Annotated in this window: 15 protein-coding genes; 13 read left to right on the top strand and 2 right to left on the bottom strand. The window is 64.2% G+C overall.

The genetic code is table 11. The features are described from left to right. Positions 1 to 81 precede the first annotated feature (81 nt). On the bottom strand, positions 82 to 1,233 hold the full coding sequence (locus tag K1X11_RS06610) for an EF-hand domain-containing protein (RefSeq protein WP_221030946.1): 1,152 nt from the start codon (positions 1,231 to 1,233) through the stop codon (positions 82 to 84). Positions 1,234 to 1,368: 135 nt separating this feature from the next. Then, complete coding sequence (locus K1X11_RS06605; RefSeq protein WP_221030945.1) at positions 1,369 to 2,223, bottom strand: hypothetical protein; 855 nt, start codon at positions 2,221 to 2,223, stop codon at positions 1,369 to 1,371. 151 nt (positions 2,224 to 2,374) lie between these two features. Here K1X11_RS06605 and K1X11_RS06600 point away from each other — a divergent pair, with 151 nt between their 5' ends. The 13 genes from K1X11_RS06600 to K1X11_RS06540 all read left to right on the top strand — a co-directional run bounded on the left by K1X11_RS06600 (position 2,375) and on the right by K1X11_RS06540 (position 22,977). Beyond that, positions 2,375 to 4,519, top strand: a complete 2,145-nt coding sequence (locus K1X11_RS06600) for an endo-1,4-beta-xylanase (RefSeq protein ID WP_221030944.1) — start codon at positions 2,375 to 2,377, stop codon at positions 4,517 to 4,519. Between the two features lie 5 nt (positions 4,520 to 4,524). Next, positions 4,525 to 5,322 carry a sialate O-acetylesterase gene (locus K1X11_RS06595; RefSeq protein WP_221030943.1) on the top strand — a complete coding sequence of 266 codons (798 nt, stop codon included), beginning with the start codon at positions 4,525 to 4,527 and terminating at the stop codon, positions 5,320 to 5,322. 344 nt (positions 5,323 to 5,666) lie between these two features. After that, positions 5,667 to 8,426, top strand: coding sequence for a M14 family zinc carboxypeptidase (locus tag K1X11_RS06590; RefSeq protein ID WP_221030942.1), 2,760 nt, complete (start codon positions 5,667 to 5,669; stop codon positions 8,424 to 8,426). Continuing rightward, the gene (locus K1X11_RS06585; protein WP_221030941.1) at positions 8,426 to 9,400 is read left to right on the top strand and encodes a YeiH family protein; all 975 of its coding nucleotides are present in this window, start codon (positions 8,426 to 8,428) and stop codon (positions 9,398 to 9,400) included. The genes K1X11_RS06590 and K1X11_RS06585 overlap by 1 nt, the downstream gene beginning before the upstream one ends. A gap of 109 nt (positions 9,401 to 9,509) precedes the next feature. Continuing rightward, on the top strand, positions 9,510 to 10,676 hold the full coding sequence (locus tag K1X11_RS06580) for a threonine synthase (RefSeq protein ID WP_221030940.1): 1,167 nt from the start codon (positions 9,510 to 9,512) through the stop codon (positions 10,674 to 10,676). Between the two features lie 13 nt (positions 10,677 to 10,689). Next, positions 10,690 to 11,943: a dicarboxylate/amino acid:cation symporter gene (locus tag K1X11_RS06575; RefSeq protein ID WP_221030939.1), complete on the top strand. Its 1,254-nt coding sequence runs from the start codon at positions 10,690 to 10,692 to the stop codon at positions 11,941 to 11,943. Positions 11,944 to 12,104: 161 nt separating this feature from the next. After that, positions 12,105 to 13,112 (top strand): AAA family ATPase, encoded by a 1,008-nt coding sequence (locus K1X11_RS06570; protein WP_221030938.1) that lies wholly within the window; start codon positions 12,105 to 12,107, stop codon positions 13,110 to 13,112. Positions 13,113 to 13,156: 44 nt separating this feature from the next. Beyond that, positions 13,157 to 14,074: a DUF58 domain-containing protein gene (locus K1X11_RS06565; RefSeq protein ID WP_221030937.1), complete on the top strand. Its 918-nt coding sequence runs from the start codon at positions 13,157 to 13,159 to the stop codon at positions 14,072 to 14,074. Between the two features lie 3 nt (positions 14,075 to 14,077). Continuing rightward, on the top strand, positions 14,078 to 15,139 hold the full coding sequence (locus K1X11_RS06560) for a VWA domain-containing protein (RefSeq protein WP_221030936.1): 1,062 nt from the start codon (positions 14,078 to 14,080) through the stop codon (positions 15,137 to 15,139). Further along, positions 15,139 to 16,977: a vWA domain-containing protein gene (locus K1X11_RS06555; RefSeq protein ID WP_221030935.1), complete on the top strand. Its 1,839-nt coding sequence runs from the start codon at positions 15,139 to 15,141 to the stop codon at positions 16,975 to 16,977. The genes K1X11_RS06560 and K1X11_RS06555 overlap by 1 nt, the downstream gene beginning before the upstream one ends. 95 nt (positions 16,978 to 17,072) lie before the next feature. Next, the gene (locus K1X11_RS06550; RefSeq protein ID WP_221030934.1) at positions 17,073 to 19,211 is read left to right on the top strand and encodes a BatD family protein; all 2,139 of its coding nucleotides are present in this window, start codon (positions 17,073 to 17,075) and stop codon (positions 19,209 to 19,211) included. A 51-nt stretch (positions 19,212 to 19,262) separates the two neighbouring features. Then, positions 19,263 to 22,079, top strand: coding sequence for a M14 family metallopeptidase (locus K1X11_RS06545; RefSeq protein WP_221030933.1), 2,817 nt, complete (start codon positions 19,263 to 19,265; stop codon positions 22,077 to 22,079). 211 nt (positions 22,080 to 22,290) lie between these two features. Beyond that, positions 22,291 to 22,977: a response regulator transcription factor gene (locus K1X11_RS06540; protein ID WP_221030932.1), complete on the top strand. Its 687-nt coding sequence runs from the start codon at positions 22,291 to 22,293 to the stop codon at positions 22,975 to 22,977. Positions 22,978 to 23,121 lie beyond the last annotated feature (144 nt).

Here is a 23,121-nt window from a genome sequence, read left to right as displayed (position 1 = left end):
GTAAAGCCCGACCCACAAGGAGGTTGGCGCAGTCACTGTGGGTCGGGCTTTACGCCCGACAACTCGACCAGCCCCCTCTGATCACGGCACGACCACGGCTGCGCCGGGGGCCACGCCATCGTCGAACTGCGAATCTAGGTGGTAGCGGCCGACGCGCGTGGTGCCCTCACGAACGTTGTAGAGTTCGATGACGCGGAGGAGTTCGCTCAGAGAAATGGTGCCGTCGCGATCGGTGTCGGCGGCATAGTAGGTCTCGTAGAGCGCGATGGCGGTGGGGTCGCTGGTGGAGTCGGCAGCAAAGTTGGTGTCATAGCGGCCGGTGCGGGTGGAACCAGAGCGACTGTTGTAGAGCTCGATCACGTTCAAGAGCTCGGAGAGAGAGATCTGATTATCACCGTCTTCGTCGGGGTGATAAACCGTCGGTGTGACCCGTGCGGTGAAGTAGCTGTCGGAAACCCCGAACTGGAACCCCGCCTCGGCCGGCGCGCTGGTTTCCTCCGCCATAAACCACACTCCAGCCTGGGTGAGGGGGCCGGCGGGCGCGGTGGTGGTTTCCGCGTCGTAGGTGAAGCTTGTGGTATCGAGGACGTGCCAACCGGAGCGGGTGGAGACCATGACGGATTTGACGCCGGTGTTGGGCACGTCGCTGGCCGCGTCGGCGGTGACCAACCAACGGTTGCCGTCGAAAGCGGCGCCGCGGAACTCGGCGATTCCGCCGTTGGCCATGGGGTGGTCGTAGGTTTTTTCGAGCAGCAAGATGCGGAACTCACCGTCACCGGAAATCGCGGTCGGAGTTACAAGCGTGCCGAGCACTACGTTGGTGAGCGTGCCGGTGGTGCCGGTCTTGATGATTTCGGTTACGGGCAGTGAAATGGCGCCGTGGCCGTTGGCTGAAGCGCTGATCGTGCACACGAAGTTGGGACCGAAGCTGCCGTTGGAGTGGTTTTCCGAATACAGCATGTATCCCCCAAATAAGGGCGGCGTATCCCATTCGATGGCAGGGTAGGCGCGAGTGGGGTTGCGCGCGGTGTCCGCGCCAAAAACGGCGTGGTAGATCACCCCGTTTTCGCCGGTGGCGAGACCGGGGGACGGAGCGTTATCCGCGGGGGAGCTGCGGGGATATCCCCACAGCCCCTCATCATTGGGGAATTGCAGGACGGTGTCCCAGCTCAGAAGCGTTTGGGGCAGGGCGAGAATCGATAAGGCGAGGGTCGCAATGGCGGCGGAACGCATGCCGCGAATGTGCCGCTCGGGCGAAGGAGGTCAGGCTCAATTTCGGGCTGGCTGGAATCAGAAAAAATCTCGCTGGGTTTGAACAGAACGCCTGATTCATCCGCCAGTGCGGCTGCGCGGGCAAACGCCTCGCGGTCACGGATACGTGGCGCCGGGTTGCAGGTAGTGTTCGTCGCCGGGTTGGTTGAGTTGCCAGTAGGGGAGGCGAATGGTGTGCGTGCGTTCGAGGCGGCTGCCGTCCCAGCGGATCCAGCGGCGCAGGGTGTGGGGACTCTCGCGATCGAAGGTGAGGCGGTCGGTGCCGTGGGCGTGACTCACCGTGACGCGCCAGCCGTCGGGCACGCGTTGGATGGCGAAGGCCGCCGGGGCCCAGGCGAGGGTGTCGGCTTTGGAGTCGATCACCGTTTCCAGCAGCGGCGCTTCGAAGAGGGTGGTTTTGCCCCAGTCGAGGGTGCGGAGTTTGAAAGGCAACTCGTCGTAGGTGAGGGCGCCGACCGGGGCGGCGGCGGTGGTATCCACCTCGCTCATACCTTCCCAGTAGGTGAAGGCGCGGTAGTGCCAGTCCCCCGCGGTGAGGTTGCCCTGTTTGTAGCTTAGGCCGCAGGAGTCGTTGGTGGTGGAGGCGAACTTGATGAGTTGTCCGTCGCTCACCCGCCAGAAAGCGGAATGGCCCTGATCGTAGCGGTAGGTGCCGGTGGGCACGGTGATGATCTGGTTGAGTTTGATGACCGGGTAGGTGCCGGGAGCCTGCCAGTTGTCGGCTTTGACCTGCGCGTCGGCGGCAAAGTCTTCGCGCACCACGATGTGGCGCACCTCTGTTTCGCGCAGTTCGCCATAACGTTTCTCCTGCGCCGCAAAGACCGTCACCTCGGCCTTGCCGTCACCCCAGATGGAATCGTCCTGCAGCAGCCGCGGACTGAAGGGAGCTTGGGCGATAACGGTCGCCACCACGAGGGGCGCGGCGAGGAGACAGCGGAAAGGCAAACGCATGGCGGCTAAGGTGGATTCGATCGGGCAAGACGCAACGTAGAGCCGCTTTTTCGGGCTGTGCTTATTTTAGAACCGAAGGACAGGTTGCCCCGCGCCGCGTCGCGGCAAGATTACCGCTCCCGCCCCCTTTTAACCCCTTATACCCTTCATTATGACGGCCTCGTTTCGCCTGCGTCTGTCGACGTTTGCTCTCTCGCTGCTGGGAACCACTGGTGCCTGGCTCCACGGTCAGGATCTCTCCCATCGCCAAAGCACCCTAGAGGTGCAGGTGACGAACCAGGACGACGCGCCGTTGCAGGGCGCGACCGTGCAGGTGGAGATGCTCAACCCTTCCTTCCGCTTCGGCACCGCTGTCGTGTATGGCGAGCTTTACCAAGGTCAGTCCGAATATGATGTGCGGGGACTCGATGCGCTGCAGACCTACTTCAACTCGCTCACCTTCGGTAACTACATGAAGTGGACCTATGTGGAGGGCCGTCCCTGGGACACCACTCGCGCGACCATCAGCGACGCGATGGCCTTTAAACCCTTCAACAGTGACTACGACTTCCGCGTGCGAGGCCACGTCACCATCTGGGGCGCCTCCTACCAGGTGCCGTCCGACCTGCGCAACCAGACCGATGCCGCAGCGGCCAAGACCCGTATCCGCAATCATGTGACGGAGTATCACACCGAGCTGAAGGACACCGGAGTGGTGAATTTCGATCTCTACAACGAGCACTTCCACGAGCGGGAGTTCATCATTGAAAAAGCGGTGCCGGGCTCGACCAACACCACCTTGGTCGCGGAACAGGCGGCCGAGGTCGCCGAGTGGTTCAAACTCGCCCAGCAGGCGCAGCCGGCGGCGCAGTTGTTCTTCAACGAATACAACATCCTCAACTTCTGGCAGGAGAACGATTCCGACGTGATCGCCTATAAAAACTTCGTCGACGCCGTGCGCGATGCGGGCGGTCCGGTTTACGGTATCGGTCTGCAGGCGCACATGGATCGCTACATCAGCAAGGAGCAGATCAAACGCCGCCTCGATCTGCTGGCCGCGCCGATGCCTGCAACGGCCAATCACCCCGATGGTCTGCCGGGCCTGCGCATCGAAATCACCGAGCTCGACATCAACACCAACGGCTGGACCTCAGCCACCCCCGCGCAACAGGCCGAGGTCACGGCCAACGTGCTGGAAGGCGCGTTCGAGCACCCGTCGGTCGACGGCGTGACGATCTGGGGCCTGCGCGACTCGATCCACTGGCGGGACAATGCGATCTTCTTCGACGATACCGACGACTCCAACTGGGTCATCAAGCCGAGCGGTCAGGTGTGGGTGGACCGCGTCAAGGGCACTTGGTGGACCGACCTCAACGGCTTGTCCGATGCCAGCGGCGATTTCACCGGCACGGTGTTCAAAGGCCAGCACCGCATCACGGTGACCTACAACGGCGAGACCCAAACCTTCGTGCGCGACCTGAGCAGCGACCAGACGTTGGACGTCGAGTTTAACACCACGCCGCCGGACACCAGCGGCAGCTACCTCACCAATCTGTCGGTGCGCGCGCCGCTCGATGCCGGCCAAAACCTGAGCCTCGGCTTCGTGGTTGATGGGGGCAGCAAATCCGTCCTGGCACGCGTCGCCGGCCCGAGTCTGGCGGCCTACAACGTTAGCGGCACGATGCCCGACCCGCGCCTCTCCGTGCAGGAAGGGCCGACCGTGATCGCGGCCAATGACGATTGGGTTTACGCCGACATCTTCGATACCGCCAACGCGGTGGGAGGCTTCCCCTTCGTGGTCGACAGCAAGGATGCCGCCGTGATCGCAAACGTGAGCGGCAGCAAGACCGTGGAGATCACCGGCGACGAGGGTGGGGTGATTCTGAGCGAGGTCTATGATCCGGCGGCCAGTGCGACCGGTCCGCGGCTCGTCAACGTCTCGGCGCTCACCTACACGGGTCCGGGCGACAAGGTGCTCACGGCCGGCTTCACGGTCGGTGGTCCGGGCCATGCCCGCGTGCTCATTCGTGGTGTGGGGCCGGAACTCAACAGCCGCTTTGGGGTGCCGGGGGTCTTGGCAAATCCGCAGATCACGGTGTATGACGCCGCGCGCAATGTGATCGCGACCAACGACGACTGGGATGCTTCGTTGGCGACCCTGATGGGCGACCTGGGCGCGTTCCCGCTCACGGCGGGTAGCACCGATGCGGCGTTGCTGCTTGTGGTTGAAGCCGGTGGCCAGGGTTATACCGTGCAGGTGAATGGCGCCGATGGCGGCGACGGCACGGCTCTGATCGAAGTCTACGAAGTGCGTTAATTCCTATGTTCCGATTTCTCTTCCATCGCCTCGCGGTTGGCGCCGCTCTGCTGCTGCTGCCGCTGGCCACAGGCAGCGTGAACGCGGCCGAGCAGCCGACCCGGGAGCTGCACCTCTTTCTTCTCGTGGGGCAGTCCAACATGGCTGGCCGCGGGGAGATCGATCCGGCCGACAACGCACCTCTCGAAGGCGTGTGGGTCTGGGGCGCTGAGGATCGCTGGATGCCGGCGGTGGAACCTTACCATTGGGACAAATCGATGGCCGGCGCCGGACTGGCGAAGAGCTTCGCCGCTGCTTACCGCGCGGCCCATCCCGACGTGGACGTGGGACTCATCCCGGCCGCTTGTGGCGGCTCGGCCCTGCACGATTGGGCGGTGGGCGCGTATTTTGAGCAGACGCGGAGTCATCCGTGGTTCGACGCTACCCGCCGAGCGAAACTGGCCATGACCGACGGCACCCTGCGTGGCATCCTGTGGCACCAGGGTGAGAGCGACTCGCATCCGGGACTGGCCGAGAATTACGAGGCGGGTTTGCGGGAACTGCTGCAACGTTTCCGCGCCGCCTTGGCTGCGCCGACCGTGCCGATTGTGATTGGGCAGACCGGACGCTTTACGCCGGATGCCCTGAGCGAGCCGCAGCAGCAAGTCGACGCGGCCAACCGCAGCATCGCGGCGGCGGATGCGCACGTGGTGTGGGTATCCGCCAAAGGGCTCACCGCCAAGCCGGACGGGATTCATTTCGAGACCGCTGCCCTGCGCGAGTTGGGCCGACGGTATTACGCGGCCTGGGCGACTTTGCCGTAAAGGCAGGGCTGGGGAGCAGCGCTACGGACCGGCCTCAGCGAGGCCGGCCTCAGCGCGGCCGGCTACAGCGGAGGGGCTGATGTCGGGCGTAAAGCCCGACCCACATTTTCAGGTTTCAGCGCTTTGCTGTGGGTCGGGCTTTACGCCCGACACGTTTTGATCAGCGAGTTCGCCTGCGATCCGCTATATCGCGAGATATACCCGGCGGGATTAAAACGAGCGGCGGAGGTCCGCAGGGTGCACGCTGAACGTAGTTCTTTTGGCGTTCGTCTGTAGGCGGCGGCACTGGGGAGGGAGGACCTCCTCGGTGTCGCAGCCGCGGCGGATTCAACCCCGACCCATCTATGATGATTTTGATAATGCTGGCGCTCTCCAACCGACGCGCCGCGCGCATCAAGCGGGCTGGCTTCATCGCCGCCCTTTGCCTGTGGACGAGTGCCGTGTTGGGCGCAGCGTCCTCCCTGCCGAACCCGGAAACGTTTTTTGGCTTCAAGCCCGGTGCCACCGGCGAGCTGGTGAAATACCCCGAGGTCCTGCGTTACCTGCAGACCCTCGCGGACGGCAGCGATCGCGTCATCTACGAGGAGCCGGGCACGACGACCGAGGGCAATACCTTCGGCATGATCGTGGTGAGCTCGCCCGAGAATCTCGCCAACCTCGACCGCCTGCTGGAGATCAACCAACGCTTGGCCGATCCGCGCGGTCTCGACGAGACCGAAGCCCAGGCCCTCATCGCCGAGGGCAAGCCAGTCTACTTCCTTTACGCGACCATTCACTCCACGGAAGTTTGCAATATCGCCTCCGTCACCGAGGTCGCCTACGAGCTAACCACCGGCACGTCCGAGGACATCGCCGAGATCCTCGACGAGTCCGTGGTGGTGATCCTGCCGTCGCAAAATCCCGATGGGCAGTTCCACGTGGTCAACCATTGGTATGAGACCAAGGACACGCCCTATCAGCGCGTGTATCCGGATTTATATCACAAATACACCGGTCACGACGACAACCGCGACTGGTTCATGTTCACGCAGAAGGAGACCCGCGTGAACCTCGGCATCCAGGCGCGCTTCCGTCCGGTGATCACCCACGACATGCACCAGATGGGCAACAACGGGGCCCGCATCTGGGTGCCGCCCTTCGACGATCCCTTTGATCCCAACATGCACCAGCTGCTCAAGATCGAGCAGGCCACGGTCGGCCAGGCCATGGCCGAGGCGCTCTTCGCCGCGGGCAAGGAAGGCGTGACCTGGGGCGAACGTTTCGACGGTTGGACCCCGGCTCGCCAGTTCATGATCTACAAGGGCCAGCCCCGCATCCTCACCGAGATCGCCCGTTCCAACCTCGCCGATCCGCAGGTGAGCAAGGACGGCAGCCCGCTCGGCCCGCAGGAGACGCGCCGCGACTTCCCGGTGGCTTACTCCAGCGACACGTGGACCCTGCAGGATCAGGTCGATTACGGCGTGATCGTGGCGATGGCCGGCATCAAACATGTCGCCCGCTACAGCAAGGAGTTCCTGACCAACTTCTACACGGTGCAGAAGTCCTGGACCGAGCGCACCGACGGCCCGTTTGCCTTTGTCGTGCCGGCTGATCAGCGTGACCCGTATGCGACCTATGAGATGCTCGAGATCCTCGAGGTCGCCGAATTGGAGATCGATCAGGCCACCGCCGCCTTCAGCGCGGGTGGCAAGGACTACGCCGCCGGGTCCTGGGTGATCAAGGTCGCCCAGCCCTACGGCGCGTTCGCCAAGACGATGCTGGAGCAGCAGGAGTATCCGCACCTCACCGAGTTCCCGGGTGGTCCGCCCAAGCGCCCCTACGATGCCACCGGTCACACCCTGTGGATGTTGATGGGCGTCGAAGTGGATACGATTGATGAAGCCTTCGACGTGGCGCTGGAGCGCGTGGAGTCGGTGGCCGCGGCCCCCAAGACGCTGCCGTCCCTGAATCGCGGTTATTACCTCGTGGGGCCCGAGTCCTACGGTCTGTTCAAAGTCGTTGCCCAACTGCAGTCCCATGGCGTGCCGGCTGTGCGTATCCAGGAAGCGGTGACGCTCGACGGCAAAACCTGGGCCCCGGGCACGCTCATCGCGCCGATCACGGCGGCGACGCGCCCGATCATGGCCATGGCGGCGACCGACCTCGGTCTGCCGGTGGGCGCCACGGCTGAGTTGCCGGAGGTGCCGGGCTTCGCGCTCAAGCCGGGCACGCGAGTGGGGCTCTACCGCTCCGCCAATCTCATGCCGGGCGGCTGGCTCATGTGGATCTTCGATCAATACGAAGTGAATTATGAGGTGGTGAAAGCCTCCGACTTTGACGGCGATCTATCCGCGCGCTATGACGTGATCGTGATGCCCGCCGGACTTTCGAAACAACGTTTGGTCAAAGGCTTGGATCAGGAGAAGAATGATCCCGCCGTCTGGGGCTGGGCGGCCGGCATCGGCGAAGAAGGCTGGGACAAGCTGCAGGACTGGGTCCACGACGGCGGCACTCTGCTGGCCATCGGCTCGGCGGTGGAAACCGCCCGGGAGTTGCTCGACCTGCCGATCGAAAAGGTGCTGCCGGAACCGCCGGAGCGCTGGTGGGAGAGTGGTAGCTCCGACGCTGACGCGAAGATGGTGAAAGCTTCGGCCATCGACGAAAAGTTGAAGGCCACCTTCATGAGCCCGACCTCGCTGCTCACCACGCTGCGCGAGGAAGTGGCCGATCCGACGACGCTCTTCTATTGCCCGGGCGCGTTGCTCGACAACCTCTTCGACCCGAGCAACCCGGTGGCCTGGGGCATGCCGGAGGAGTGGCCGGTCTTCTTCATGCGCAACCAAGCCTACCGCCTGCGTCCGTCGTTTGGCGTCAAGGCTTCGGTGGTCTCCAAATACCCGGAGCAGGACGTGCTGCAAAGCGGCTGGCTGCTTGGTGAAGACTACCTGCACGACCAGGCCAACGTGGTGTCGTTCACGGTGGGTGACGGTATGGTGGTGACCTTTGCCACCCAGGTGGACTTCCGCGCGCAGGCCCGGGCGACCACCAAGCTGCTCTTCAACGCAATGTATCACGGTCCCTCGACTGCGATCGCGAGCGACGGTCTCGCTGCGGCGTTGCAGTAATGACGTCGGGGGCCACGCCGACGACGGCGTCGACGATGCTGCCGAGTGGGCTGTTGCTCGCCGGCGTGATCGCGACGCTCGTCGTCGGAGTGCCTCCTTGGCTGGCCCTGTTGGCCGGCATGGCGGTGGGTTTCAGCGTGGGGGCGCCAACGTGGCTGCCACTCTCGCGGGCCACCCACCTGTTGTTAAAATCGGCGGTGGTGGGCATCGGTGCCGGGCTCAACCTGGCCGTGGTCGCGCGGGTGGGCGTGGCGGGTTTGGGATACACGGCGGTGAGTCTACTGCTGACCGGGGCGGTCGCGTTTGGGCTCATACGGTGGCTGGGCGTAAAATCGCGGTTGGGCACGCTCATCATGGTGGGCACCGCGATTTGTGGCGGCAGTGCGATCGCGGCGGTGGCCCCGGTGATTCGGGCGGAAAACGACGAGATCTCTGCGTCGCTCGCCACGGTGTTTTTGCTCAACGCGGTGGCCTTGTTGCTCTTCCCGGTGCTGGGGGCGTGGACGCATCTCGCGCCCGAGGCTTATGGGCTGTGGTGCGCACTGGCGATCCACGACACCAGCTCGGTGGTGGGCGCGTCGCTGGCCGGTGGGGAGGAGGCGCTGGCCATTGCCACCACCGTCAAATTGGCGCGCGCGCTCTGGATCGTTCCCGTGGCGCTGGGCCTCGGGCTGGCCTTCCGCGGGCAGGGCGATCAAGGGACTCGGCGCCGCGTGGCGATCCCGTGGTTTATCGGCGGATTCCTCCTCGTGTCGGCGCTCTTTACGTGGCTGCCGGGGCTGAGCGAGTTGGCTCCCGTGGTGGTGACGGGCGCGAAGCGTTTGCTGACGCTGAGTTTGTTTTTGGTCGGGGTCGGGATGAGTTGGCAGGCCTGGCGTCAGGCGGGGCTGCGGGCGCTACAGATGGGCGTGCTGCTGTGGTTCGTGGTGTGTGTGGGCACCTACCTCGCGATCCGGGCGGGGTGGATCGCCTGACAAACCCCGCGGCTATTGCAGGAGGTATAAGCGAAACCCTCGTCGGCGGAAAAATCCGGCGTCACCACTTATCGCATACAACCCGTCGGCGCTCGCGCCTTCTGCTTTTATGAACGTTACCAAACTCACTTGCTCCAGCTGCGGCGAAACCCACCCCGCCGGCGAAATCCACAACCTGTGCCGCGTGTGCGGACTACCGTTGTTGGTGGAGTATGATTTGGAGGCCGCCGCCCAGACGCTTTCGCCGGAATCCCTGCGCGGCCGCGAGGCCTCGATGTGGCGCTACCGGGAAGTGCTCCCGGTGGAGGATCCGGCCAACATCGTGAGTTTGGGCGAGGGGATGACGCCGCTCCTGTCGGTGCAGCGTCTCGGCTCCGCAATCGGCATGAAGCACCTCTACATCAAGGACGAGGGGCAGAATCCGACCGGCAGTTTTAAAGCCCGCGGCATGACGGCGGCGGTATCCATGGCCAAGGAACTCGGCGTGGAAAAACTCGCGGTGCCGTCCGCGGGCAATGCGGCGGGCGCGATGGCGGCCTATGCGGCACGCGCTGGTTTGCCGGCCTACATTTTTATGCCCAAGGACACCCCGATCGCCAACGTGATCGAGTGTCGCGAAATGGGCGCCCGGGTCACCTTGATGGATGGCCTCATCACCGACTGCGGGGCCGAGGTTGGGCGCCGCAAGGAGGCCGAGGGCTGGTTTGATGTTTCCACGCTGAAGGAGCCGTATCGCATCGAGGGCAAAAAGACCCTCGGTTACGAACTGGCCGAGCAACTCAACTGGGAGCTGCCCGATGCGCTGCTTTACCCGACGGGCGGGGGCACGGGGCTCATCGGCATGTGGAAGGCCTTTGATGAGATGGAGCGCATGGGCTGGATCGATTCGCGTCGCCCGCGCATTTACTCCGTCCAGGCCGAGGGCTGCGCGCCGATCGTGCGGGCCTTCGAATCCGGCGCCGAAAAGGCCGAGATGTTTGCCAACGCGCACACCAAGGCGTCCGGCCTGCGCGTGCCGAAGGCGATCGGCGACTTCATCATGCTCGACGCCATTCGCCGCTCGCACGGCGGAGCGGTCGCGGTGTCCGACGAAGCCATGCTGGCCTCGGTGCGGGAGATGGGTCGTTGCGAGGGTATCTTCGCCGCCCCGGAGGGCGCCGCCTGCCATGCTGCGCTGGTGCAGCTGCTGATGGACGGCAAAATCGAGCGCGACGAACGCGTCGTGATCTTCAACACCGGCTGCGGCCTCAAATACCTGGAGTGCTTCAGCGACTAAGCGCTTTGCGACGATGAAATCCGCCAACCTCACCCGCAATATCCTCATCGGCATGGTGCTCGGCGCCGCGCTCGGGGTGGTGATCAATATGGTCGGACCCGCAACGCCGGGCTTTGCCTGGTTGGTCGATGGCGTCTTCCCGGTGGTGGGGCGCATTTTTGTGAAGTCGCTGCAGCTGCTGGTGGTGCCGCTGGTGCTGCTCTCGCTCATCTGCGGCACGGCTTCGCTCAACGACGTGCGGCGACTCGGTCGCATCGGCCTGAAGACGGTGGCTTTTTATCTGGCCACGACCGCCATCGCCGTGAGCACCGCCATCGTATTGGCCGTGCTGATACGTCCGGGCGACGGCCTGAGCCTCGACTACACGGCGGAGTTTGCGGTGCGGGAAAGCCCGCCGCTCACCGAGGTGATCATGAATGTATTTCCCAGCAATCCCTTCGCTTCGATGGCGGAAGGCAACATGCTGCAGATCATCGTGTTTGCCATTCTCTTTGGCGTAGCCACCTGCCTGGCGGGTGAACCCGGGCAGCGTGTGCTGCGGCTCGCCAACGACCTCAACGACATCGTGATGAAGTTGGTGATGCTGCTCATGCAGATCGCGCCCTTCGGTGTCTTTGCACTCGTCGCCCGCACCTTCGCGGCGGAGGGGCTCCCGGCCATCCTCGCGCTGGGCAAATACTTCTTCCTCGTGGTTGGTGTGCTGCTGGTGCACCTCTTCGTGACCTACGGTCTGCTCTTCCGGGTCTGCACGGGCCTGAGTGTGCGCACCTTCATGCGCAAAGTGCGCAAGGTGCAGCTCTTCGCCTTCTCCACAGCGAGCAGCAACGCCACGCTGCCGCTCACGCTCGAAACGGTGGAGCACCGCCTCGGCGTAAAACCGGCCGTGGGGGCCTTCACTATTCCGCTCGGCGCGACCATCAACATGGATGGCACGGCGATCCTGCAGGGGGTGGCCACGGTCTTCATCGCCCAGGCGCTGAATGTGGACATCGGCGTGCAGGGTTACCTCATGGTGGTGCTCATGGCGACCCTGTCGTCCATCGGCACAGCCGGCGTGCCCGGCGTGGGTCTGATCATGCTGGCGATGGTGTTTCAGCAGGTGGGACTGCCGGTGGCCGCGATCGGCGTGATTTACGGCGTGGACCGTCTGCTCGATATGGTCCGCACCGCGGTGAATGTCTCCGGCGACTGTGTCGTCTCGGTCATCGTGGCCAAGTCGGAGGGTGAATTTGATTTCGATGCCTTTGCTTCAGTCGGCGACGATTGATAGCAGCGCGGCCGCCTAGAGGGTAGGCGGCCGCGTAATCGGCATCGGGGTATATCGGATTATATAATCGACCGCGTCGCGGCGGTCTTGGGCGGAAGTCTCACTGCAGGTATTCGCGGGCCGGAAGGGCCGGCACAGCGTAATCTCAACGAAAGTTAGCGATGATATCCGGTCCGGAATGGGGAGCCAAAATCAAGCAGGAGGTCGCCAAGGCGGTCCTCGGCCAGGAAGAGGTAATCGACCAACTGCTCGTCGCCTTGCTGGCCGACGGTCACGTGCTGCTCGAGGGCATGCCGGGTCTGGCCAAGACCTTGTTGATCAACTCCCTCGGGTCCGCGCTCGGTGTCGATGGCGACCGCGTGCAGTTCACGCCCGACCTGCTGCCCAGCGACGTGGTGGGCACGATGATTTTCCAACCGCAGACCGGCGAGTTCTCCGTCCACAAGGGCCCCGTGTTCGCCAACCTCGTGCTGGCCGACGAAATCAACCGCTCTCCCTCCAAGGTGCAGAGCGCCCTGCTCGAGGCCATGCAGGAGAAGCAGGTCACGATCGGTGGCCAGACCCACCCGCTGCCCAAGCCGTTCTTCGTCATGGCGACGCAGAACCCGGTGGAGCAGGAGGGCACTTATCCGCTGCCCGAAGCGCAGCTCGACCGTTTTCTCTTCAAACTGCTCGTCGACTATCCGAGCGAGGCCGACGAGGAGACCATGATGGACCGTTGGGGGCAGGTGACCGCCAAACCCAAACTCGTGGCGGTCTCGAGCGGCGAGGAGTTGCTCAAGCTGCGCGAAGCGGTGGACCAGATCCTCGTCTCGCGGGTGGTGAAACGCTACATCCTCAAGCTCGTGCGCGGCACCCGTGAACTCGCCCAGCCGGGCCAGAACGGGGAGCCGCAATTGCTCAGCTTCGGCGCCTCGCCGCGCGCTTGTCTGGCGCTCTTCCAGGCCTCCCGCGCCCGGGCGCTCATGCAGGGGCAGAGCTTCGTCACACCCGACATCGTGCGCTCGCTCGCGCCGGCGATTTTGCGCCATCGCGTGGGCCTGACCTACGAGGCTGAGGCCGAGGGCCTGAGCACCGAAAAGATCATCGCGAACCTCCTGGCCAACGTGCCCGTGCCCGCCGAGTCCGACGTGGAGTCCGCGGACGACGCCAAATCGGTGGCCGCCTGACCTGAGCTTATGCGTTTGCTTGAGCACGGCCGCGGAGGGACCGCATGAGCGCTTCGACCTCAGGGACGGGCACCAGTCCAGCCCAAGCCATTCGCGCGGCGATCAGCACGCTCGGGCAGTTCGAGTGGCGCATGAAGCAGCAGGTGTCCAACCCGCTGGCCGGCGAATACCGTTCGGTGTTTCGCGGCAAGGGCATGGAGTTCGATCAGGTCGTGCGTTACACCTACGGCGACGACGTTCGGGACATCGATTGGAAGGTCACCGCGCGCATGCGGGAGCCTTACCGCAAGAAGTTCGTGGAGGAGCGCGAGCTCACCATTCTGATCGTGTTTGAGGACCGCCTCTCGCTGCAGTTTGGCTCCGCCGGTCGCAGCAAACGCGATGCGCTGCTCGAGTTGATTTGCCAAGTCATGATGCTGGCGGCCGAGAACCGTGATCGCATCGGGATCATTCACGCGCGGCCGGGCGGTTATCGTCTCACCAAACCCGTGCGTGGTCGCGACGCCATCATGCACGCCGCGGCCAAGCTGCTGGCCGAGCCCCCGCCGGAACTCAACGATACGCGACCCGTGCGCGTGCCGTGGCGGTTTGTGGGTCAGGCGGCGCCGCGGCACAGCGTGTTGGTGTGGGGTGGAGATTTTGCGCCGCAGGCGGAGCCACTCGGCTGGACCATGATGAAGGGCCGCTATCGCGTGCTCGGTTTCCGGGTGGACGATCCTTGGGAGCGTGAACTGCCGACCGACCAGCCGCTCACGATTTACGATCCGATGGCGCAGCACCTGGTGGTGCTCGATCCGCGCGCCAAGGACCAACGCGCCGCGCATGCCGAATGGGTGGCGAAGCGCGAGGAACGTTTTGCGGCGCTGTTTCGCGATCCGCGTGAGCGGCTGGTCGTGCTCGCCGACGGCTCCATGCCGGAAGCGTTGGCGCGGTTTTTCCAAGGTCACATGGCGGCCCACTGAGCGATGAACGACCTCTCGCTTCAATATCCCGGCTGGCTGGCGCTGCTGCTCTTGTTGCCGCTCGTGGCGTGGTGGCGCTGGCGGCGCGGGGCCAATGCCATGGTCGTGCCTTACGTTGCGACTTGGTGCCGGTTGCCGATCAACCCGCTGTCCAATCAAGCGGCGGTATTCACCATGTTGGGACTGGTTTTGGGCGTCGTCGCACTCAGCCGACCGCAGGTGCTCGAAGGCCACAACGAAGTGCTCAAGCAGGGTTACGACATCATGCTGGCGATCGACCTGTCGGGCTCGATGTTGGCCGAGGATTACGAGCGCGATGGGCAACGCATCAATCGCCTCGAAGCGATCAAACCGGTCATCCAGGCCTTCATGGCGGATCGGCCGGACGACCGCATCGGGCTCATCGTTTTTGCCGGGCGTGCTTACACGCTGGCGCCGCCGACCTTTGACCACGGTTGGCTCACACGGCAGACGCAGAAGTTGCGCATCGGCATCATGGAGGACGGCACCGCGATCGGCGACGGACTCGGCATGGCGCTGGCGCGACTCGATCACTCGCGCGACGGCGACGATGATGAGGAAGGCGCGGGTGCGGGCGAGGGCAAGGCGACGGAGCAGGACGACGCGGGCGCGTTTGTCGTGCTGTTGACCGATGGCGCCAACAACGCCGGTGCGCTCAAACCGATGCAGGCGGCCGACATCGCCGAAGCGCGCGGCATTCCGGTTTATACGATTGGCGCCGGGCGGGCGGGCACGGCGCCTTTTCCGATCTTCGACTCGGCCGGCAACAAAACCGGCTACCGCCGCATCGTTTCCGATCTCGATGAAGGCACGCTGCGCCAAGTCGCGACCCGCACCGGTGGAGAATTTTATCGCGCGGATAGCGCCGACACCGTGAAGGCCGCGTTTGCGGCGATCGATGCGAGCCAGAAGGTATCGTTTACGGCGCGCGCGCATCTGCGGGCGCGGGAACTGTTCACGTGGTTTCTCGGCGCCTCGGTGGGGCTCATCGTGGTCGGCGCGTGGACTGCGCGGGCCGGCGGAACCAAGGAGGACATGGCCTGATGCAATGGGGACAACCGGAAGCGTTTTGGTTGCTCGTGCCGGTGCTGGTGGCGGCGGGCATGGAGTGGCGTCGACGTGACGCGATCGCGCGCCGACTGCCGCACATCGCGCGCGTTTGGGCGGGGCAAGGGGAATTGATTTTTGGTCAGCGCCAACTGGGACGCAGCGTCTGGCGTTGGCGGCTGTGGTTGGGCCTCGCGCTGGCGGTGGTCGCATTTGCGCAACCGCGGTGGGGCGAGACCGAACAACCCGTATACGATCCGGCGAGTGATGTGGTGGTGGCGATGGACATGTCGCGCAGCATGCTGGCCCGGGACGTGCGTCCCTCGCGCATCGAACACGGGCGGCTCATGACGCTCGGCATGCTCGACAAGCTGGTGGGCGTGCGCGTGGGTTTGGCGCCGTTTGCGGGCAACGCCTTTGTGCAGCTGCCGCTGAGCCTCGATTATCAGATCCTCATCGAGACGCTCGACTCGCTCAACCCCGACAACTTCCCGCGCGGCGGCACCCGCTACTCGGCGATGTTGGACGCGGCGCTGGAAGCCTTTGACGAAAACTCCGCCAACGAGCGCTACCTCATCGTGATCAGCGACGGTGAGACTTCGGACCCGAATTGGCGAGAAAAGCTGCCGCAGTTGCAGGAGCGCAACATTCGCATCGTGGCGGTCGCGGTCGGCACGCAGGCCGGCGCGGTGATCCCGGCGCGCGAGGGTGGAGTGGTGCGTGATGCGACCGGCGCGGAAGTTTTGTCGAAGGCCGATCCCGGTTCGCTGGAGGCGATGGCCGCGGCCACCGGCGGCCGTTACGTGGCGGGCAACACCTACCTGCAGCTGGCCGACATTTTGGAGGAGTTGCACCGCAGTGCGCCGCGGGCGGCCGCCTTGGATCAGGCGACGCCGGTGCAGGAGGAACGTTTTGGGTGGGCGCTGTTGCCGGCGCTGCTGCTCTTGTTTGCGAGCTTTGCTTGGGAGGTGCCGTATCGACCGCACCACAAGCGGTTCGAATTGCCCGAGGCACCGCCGGAGCGTCGCCTGCGTCCGGTGGGTCTGGCACGGTCGCTTTCGCTGGTGCTCTTAGCGGCGCTGGTGGCGGTGAGCAGTCACAACCTTTCACTCGCGCTCGACGGCGATGAAAATGCCATCGGACCGAACCAGCGCCCGAGTTCGCCCGTCGATGGTCAGGCGATCATCGTGACCAACCGCATCGGTTTGATGCTGGAGCGGGAAGGCGGACCCAACGCGTTGGATTACGCTGGCTTCTGCATCGACACGATGGGTTACATCGAAACCAAGCTGCAGATCCGCGAGAAACCTGCGCTCTCGATTCTGGCCGATGTCGCTGCGGCGATCGAAGCCGGTCGTTCCCTCGAGCCGGAAGGCGCCGGCTGGGACGTGATCGCGAAGCGCCTCGAAGGGTTGCTAAAACGCACGCTCGCGCCGGCCAAAGTTTACGCGGCGGAGAGTGCCGGCAACGTGAGTTTGGAAACGCTCCTGGCGATGGCCGAGGACGAGCAGGAAAATCGCCGGCAACGCAATGAGCCGGAGGACGACGGTATGGAAATCCCGGACGAGTTGCGCGACCGCCCGTCCCGCCAGGGGGAGGGCTCGGCTTTTGGCGACCTCACGACCGTGGCGGAACCGCCGGTGGAGGAGGAACAGGACCGCCGTCGCCGTCGCCCAACCTTCACCATGGCCGTGCCGCCGCAGAGCGGTGAAGTGGACCTTTCGCTGCCGCTCCATCGGCTCGCGCAGATCGAGAGCGAGGACTCTCCGGCGCGGCTATATCAATTGATGGAATCGCCGGAATTGCCGGTGGTGACCTCGGGGGAGGATTGGTAATGCCGCCAATGCGGGAAGCAGCAGTAGCAGAGATCTCAACGAATCGACGATGGTGGCAGGGGCCATCCCAGCTGCTGGGCGCCGCGTTTGCGCTGATGCTGGGCAGCACGACGGCAACCATCGCCGCCGAGGCCAACGTGTCGGCTACGCTGACGGCGCCGCAGGAAACCTTTTGGACCGGGGAGTTATTCCCGCTGACGTTCCGCACGCTCGTGCCGGAAGCGAAGTTTCAGTCGATGGTGGGTTCGGTCGAATGGCGCAGCGACAACATGCAGGTTGAGGATTGGTCGGAGCCGGAAAAAGGCCGCCAACGCTTCGGCACCAATTGGATGGCCACGCAGGCGGTCACCACGCGCGGCTACGTGCCCTCGCCCGGACGCATCACGCTCGAGGCCGCCACCCAGAAGGTGAACATCCAGAGCGCCGATCGCTCGGTCGGTTTTCAGCAGGGTGGGGTGGTGATCCAGGTGCCGGTGGCGAGCGCGCCGCTCACGCTCACGATCAATCCCTTGCCGCAGCCGGCGCCCGAAGGCTTCTCCGGCGCGGTGGGGCAGTTTGAACTCACTTCCACGGCCACGACCGACAAGGTGAATGTCGGCGAAGCGGTCACGTGGACGCTGGAGCTGCGCGGCACGGGCAACTGGCCGCAGATCCGTCGGCTCCCGGCGCGACCGCTGGCGAAAAATTTCGAAGTCGTCAGCCCCGGTGAGCGTCGTTCGGCGATCGACGGCAAAGCCTTTGATGCAGTCCTGAGCGAGGAGCTGAGTCTGGTGCCGCGTCGTCCGGGCAACTTCACGCTGCCGCCGGTGGCGTTTGTTTATTTTGACCCGGCCGCCGGGGAGTATCGCACGCTGCAAACGCCGGCCCACCCGCTGCAGGTGATTGGCACGGCGACCGCCGCGGAAGAAGGCATGCCGGAGCACACCGGCGTGGCCGTGCCCGATTTGCCGCCGCCGTTGCCCTTGGATCCCTCGTCAGGTGCTACGCGGGGAATTCATCCAGTGGCTGTGTCCAAATGGTGGATACCGGCGGTGGCAGCCCTTTCATTGCCGGTGGTGCTGTGGTTGGCGCTGGCGGCGCGTCGGCGCAAGCTGACCGATCCGCTGCGCGGCCAACGCGAAGCACGGGCGCGGGCGATGGCGATTCTGAGCCAACTGCCTGCGACAGGGGCGCCGGTGACGGTGGCCATTCGTCGTCAACTTATCGCCTGGCAGGAAGCCACCGCGACAACACTGGGTCTGGGAGTGCACCCGGCCTGCGGCGTGCCGATGCAACGCGCTTTGGCGGCAAGCACCTTGGGCACGCCGGACGAGTGGCAGCGCGTTTGGGCGGAAGCCGATGCGGTGATTTACGGTGGGGCGGACATCCTGCCGGCCGATTGGGCGTCGGCGGCGACCCTGTTGCTGTCCGCCACCGCCACGGTCGAGCCGCCGTTGAGTGCCATTTTTCTGCGCCGCAACCTGTGGCCGAGTGCAGTCAGTGCGCTGCTGGTCGCGCTGGCGCTCGGCGCGGGCGCGCCGCGGTTGCAGGCGGCGGAGGATGCCGGCACGCAGGCTTACCTCGCGGGTGATTTTGTCGCGGCGGAAACCGCCTGGGCGGCGGCCGCGGCGGAGGAGCCCTTGGCGGTCGCGCCGCACTACAATCGTGCGCTGGCGCTGGCCCAGCTCGACCGGTGGTCGGAGTCGGCCATGGAGTCGCTGGTGGCGCTGTGTTTGGACCCGGGCGACCCGGCGGTGCGCTGGCAGCTGTTGCTCAGCCTTGATCGCTCCGGCATCGACCAGACCAAGATTTTGCAACTGGCGCATCGGCCCGGTTGGTATCGCGTGGCGACCCATTTTTCGGTGGGCGGTTGGTCGCGGGTGTTTGCCGCGGCGTGTTTTGTCGTGGGCCTCGCGCTGGCTGGAAGCCTGTGGCTGTTTTACGGCGGTCGCCGCGGAGCGCAGGCCGGTTGGCCCTTGGTGCCTGCGGGGCTCGCGCTCGCGGTGGCTTTGGTCGCGGTGCAGGCGCAGGCGAGCTACGGCGCGTTGGGCGCCGAAGAAACCGCCATCGTCACACTCGACACGGCGCTGCGTTCCGTGCCGACCGAAGCCAACGCCGCCCAGAAAACCGTGCCGCTGCCCGCGGGCACGCTCGCGACCGCTGGTCGCACCTTCCTGGGCTGGACCCAACTCGCCTTTCCCAACGGCCAGACCGGCTGGGTGCGCTCGGAAGAGCTGACCTACGTCTACCGCTGATTCTCCCGCCGGCGCACCCCCGGCACCTTTCCTGACAACGAAAACACAACCATGATAAAACGACCCATCGATCGCCTGTTGCGCGGCGCTATTCTTTGTGGGCTGGCTGTCTCCACATTGGTGGCGGCGCCGTCCATCACTCCTCCCAAGGAGATGTTAGGTTTCAACATTGGCGATGACTACCACATGGCCAACTACACTCAGATTTCCACGATGATGAAGAAGTGGGATGAAGAGTCCGACCGCCTCAAGGTCGTGAACATCGGCACCACCGTGGAAGGCCGTCCCATGCTGATGGGCATCATCACTTCGCCGGAGAACCACGCCAAACTCGACTACTACCAGGACATCTCCCGTCGACTTTCGGTGGCCGAGATGCCGGAAGACGAAGCCGAAGCTCTCGCTCAGGAAGGTAAGGCGGTGGTCTGGATCGATGGTGGTCTGCACGCCACCGAGACCGTCAACGCCCAGTCGCTCGCCGAGATGATTTACCAGATGGTGAGTCTCGAGGATCGCGAGACCATGCGTTTCCTCGACGACGTCATCCTGCTCATGCCGATTCCGAATCCGGACGGTGTCGAGCTGGTGGCCAACTGGTATATGCGCGAGGAGGATCCCGAGAAGCGTTCCCTCAACTACCTGCCGGTGCTCTATCACAAGTATGTCGGTCACGATAACAACCGTGACTCGATCATGAACAACATGCCGGAGACCATTAACCAGAACAAGGTGCTGTTCATCGATTGGAACCCGCAGATCATGCACAACGTGCACCAGACGGGTCCGCTCGGTCAGGTGATCTTCATCCCGCCGTTCCGCGATCCCTTTAACTACAACTTCGACCCGCTCATTCCGGTCGGCATCGAGCGCGTCGGCGCCGCCATGCACGCCCGCCTGCTCTCCAAGGGCATGGGTGGTTCCTCCATGCGCTCCAACGCCCCTTACTCCACCTGGTGGAACGGCGGCATGCGCACCGCGGTGTATTACCACAACCAGATCGGTCTGCTCACCGAGATCATCGGCAACCCGACGCCCGGACCCGTGCCGCTCGTGCCGGAAAAGCAGCTCCCGGACAGCGAGCGCCCGATGGCGATCAAGCCGCAGATGTGGCACTACCGCATGTCGATCGACTACATGATCGAGGTCGAGCGCGCCGTCCTCGACTACGCTTCCCGCAACCGCGAGCAGCTCCTCTGGGACATCTACAAGATGGGCCGTCGTTCCATCGAAAAGGGTGAGACCGACAGCTGGACCATCTCCCCGACCCGCGTCAACAAGCTCAAGGAAGAAGGCGCTCGCCTGATCGAGGAACTCGAAGCGGCCGGCAAGGAAACCATGACTGAAGAAGTCGCCATGCGTGTGCGCTGGCGCGGCGGCAAGAACCCGACCGTCCCGGCCGAGCTCTACGAGACCGTGCTGCAGGCGCCTGACGCCCGCGATGCCCGCGGCTACATCATCAGCAAGGACCAGGCGGACTTCCCGACCGCGGTCAAGTTTGTCAACGTGCTCCTCAAGCAGGGCATCTTCGTCGATCTCGCCACCGCCGACTTCGAGGTCAACGGCAAGACGTATCCGGCTGGTTCATACGTGGTGAAGGCCAACCAGTCCTTCCGCCCCGCCATCCGCGACATGTTTGAGCCGCAGGATCACCCGATCGATCTCGAGTATCCGGGTGGCCCGCCCATGCGTCCCTACGACATCGCGGGCTGGACGCCGGTGGTGCAGATGGGCGTGGACTTCGACCGCGTGTTCGAAGACTTCGACGGTCCCTTCGAGCGTCAGAGCTTTGAGATGCAGAAGCCGGCCGCCGCCAAGGTTTACGGCCCGGCCAGCCCGGTGGGTTACCTCGTTTCCCACAAGATCAACGACGCGGTCATCCTCACCAACCGCCTCATGAAGGCCGGCGAAGAGGTTTACTGGCTCAAGGATGAGCGCACGGTCGACGGCCACGCCCTCGGCACCGGCACTCTCTGGATCCCGGCCACCGCCGAGTCCTCCGCCATCGTCAAGACCGCCGCCAGCGATCTCGGCATTCCGGCCTTCGGTGTCTCCGAGGAGCCGACCGGCGAAGCGATGAAGCTCAAGCCGATCCGCATCGGTCTGGTCGACCTCTACGGTGGTGTCATGCCCTCCGGTTGGCTGCGTTGGATGTTCGAACAATACGAGTTCGATTACGAAGTGATCTTCCCGCAGGTGCTCGACGCCGGCAACCTGCGCGCCGCCTTCGACGTGATCGTGGTGCCCAGCAGCACCTACTCCGAAGGCAGCCGCGGTCGTTTCCGCCGTATGCCGGAGCCGGATACGATTCCGGAGGAATACCGCTCCATGCTCGGTCAGCTGACCCAGAGCGAGAGCATCCCGCCACTGAAGACCTTCGTGGCCGAAGGCGGCACCCTGCTCGCGATCGGTTCGTCCTCGGTCATCGGCCGCTCGATGGGCCTGCCCGTCACCGACCACCTCACCGAGTGGAATGCCCAAGGCGAGCGCGTGCCGCTCGACAGCAAGAAGTTCTACGTCCCCGGTTCCATCCTGCGCGCCAAGTTCAACAACAAGACGCCGCTGGCTTATGGCATGCCGTCCGATGGTTACGTCTTCTTCGACAGCAGCCCGGTCTTCCATCGCAAGGACGACGAGGAGATTCACGCGGAGCAGGTCGCCTGGTTCGACGGCACCGATTTGCTCTACTCCGGTTGGGCGATGGGTGAGCACTACCTCGACGGTGGTGAAGTCGCCACCAGCGCCAAGATGGGTGAGGGCGATCTCGTCCTCATCTCCATCGAAGCGACCTTCCGCGCCACGCCGCACGGCACGTTCAAGCTCTTCTTCAATGGCCTCTACCAGGGTCAGGCCGAGGAGCTCGAACTCTAAGGGCACTTAACAGTCCTCCGCACATTTTTTACGGTTAACTGTGTTGTAGATTGCGCCCCACCGTTCGCGGTGGGGCGCATTTTTTTTGCGTTAGGACCGCCGACTATGAGCGCGAAGAATGCCGGAGACCGGTGTTATGAAATTTCCTCTCAAAGGGCTTCTTTTTCGAAACAGTTCCGGGGGCTGGCAGCGCTTTTGCTAGAAGAGGGGCATGGTGATGCCGACTCGCAGTAGGGAACTCAAATTTCTGGTCGTTGAAGACCTGAAGCTCGTGCGCGACATGCTGGTGGAAGCCTGTCAGCGCAATTGGCCGGATGCCGAGGTGATGGGCGCAACGTCGGGGCAGGAAGCCCTCGAGATCGCGCAGGACCTGCAACCCGATATCATCCTGCTCGACCTGTGTCTGCCGGATGGTGAGGGCTTGGATTTCACCACCAAGTTCCGCGAGTGTTGCCAGCGGACCAAGATCATCGCGCTCACCGCGCACACCGACGAGTTTACCATCCACCGCGCCTCGCATCTGCGCATCAATGGATTCGTCGACAAGAACGAGCAGCCCATCGAGGTGCTGCAGGAAGCGGTCGAATCGGTCCTCGACGGTCGCCAATACCTTTCCAATACCGCCCGCCGCGTGCGGGAGGAGATCCGCTTTGATCCGATGAGCTTCAGCAAGGTGCTGTCCGATCGGGAGATCTCGCTACTGTCGCTGCTCGGTCAGGGACTGAGCAACGACGAGATCGCTCAGCGGGTGGGCCTCGCGCCGACCACGGTCAAGTTGCACCGCAACAAGATCATGATGCGCATCGGCGTGCACAGCACCCCGCAACTCATGCGCTACGCCATCGCCAAGGGGTTTGTGCATATGAACTCGCCCGGCATGATGGCGCACTCGGCCTGAGAGGAGCCCGAGAAGTCACGCGGCAATCTTTCGCCTGCGTCGGTTTTCCGGCGCAGGTTTTTTGTGGGTTGGCCTGAGTCGGCCGAGGAGCAGGGAAGCCCGGTAAGTCGTCGTGCCCTTCTTTCTCTTTCTCTTTCGTCTTTA

This window comes from Actomonas aquatica (assembly GCF_019679435.2).
GTDB classification, from domain to species: Bacteria; Verrucomicrobiota; Verrucomicrobiia; order Opitutales; family Opitutaceae; genus Actomonas; species Actomonas aquatica.
Note: the sequence above shows the minus strand (reverse complement) of the source record. Positions and strands in the feature narration are given on the sequence as shown.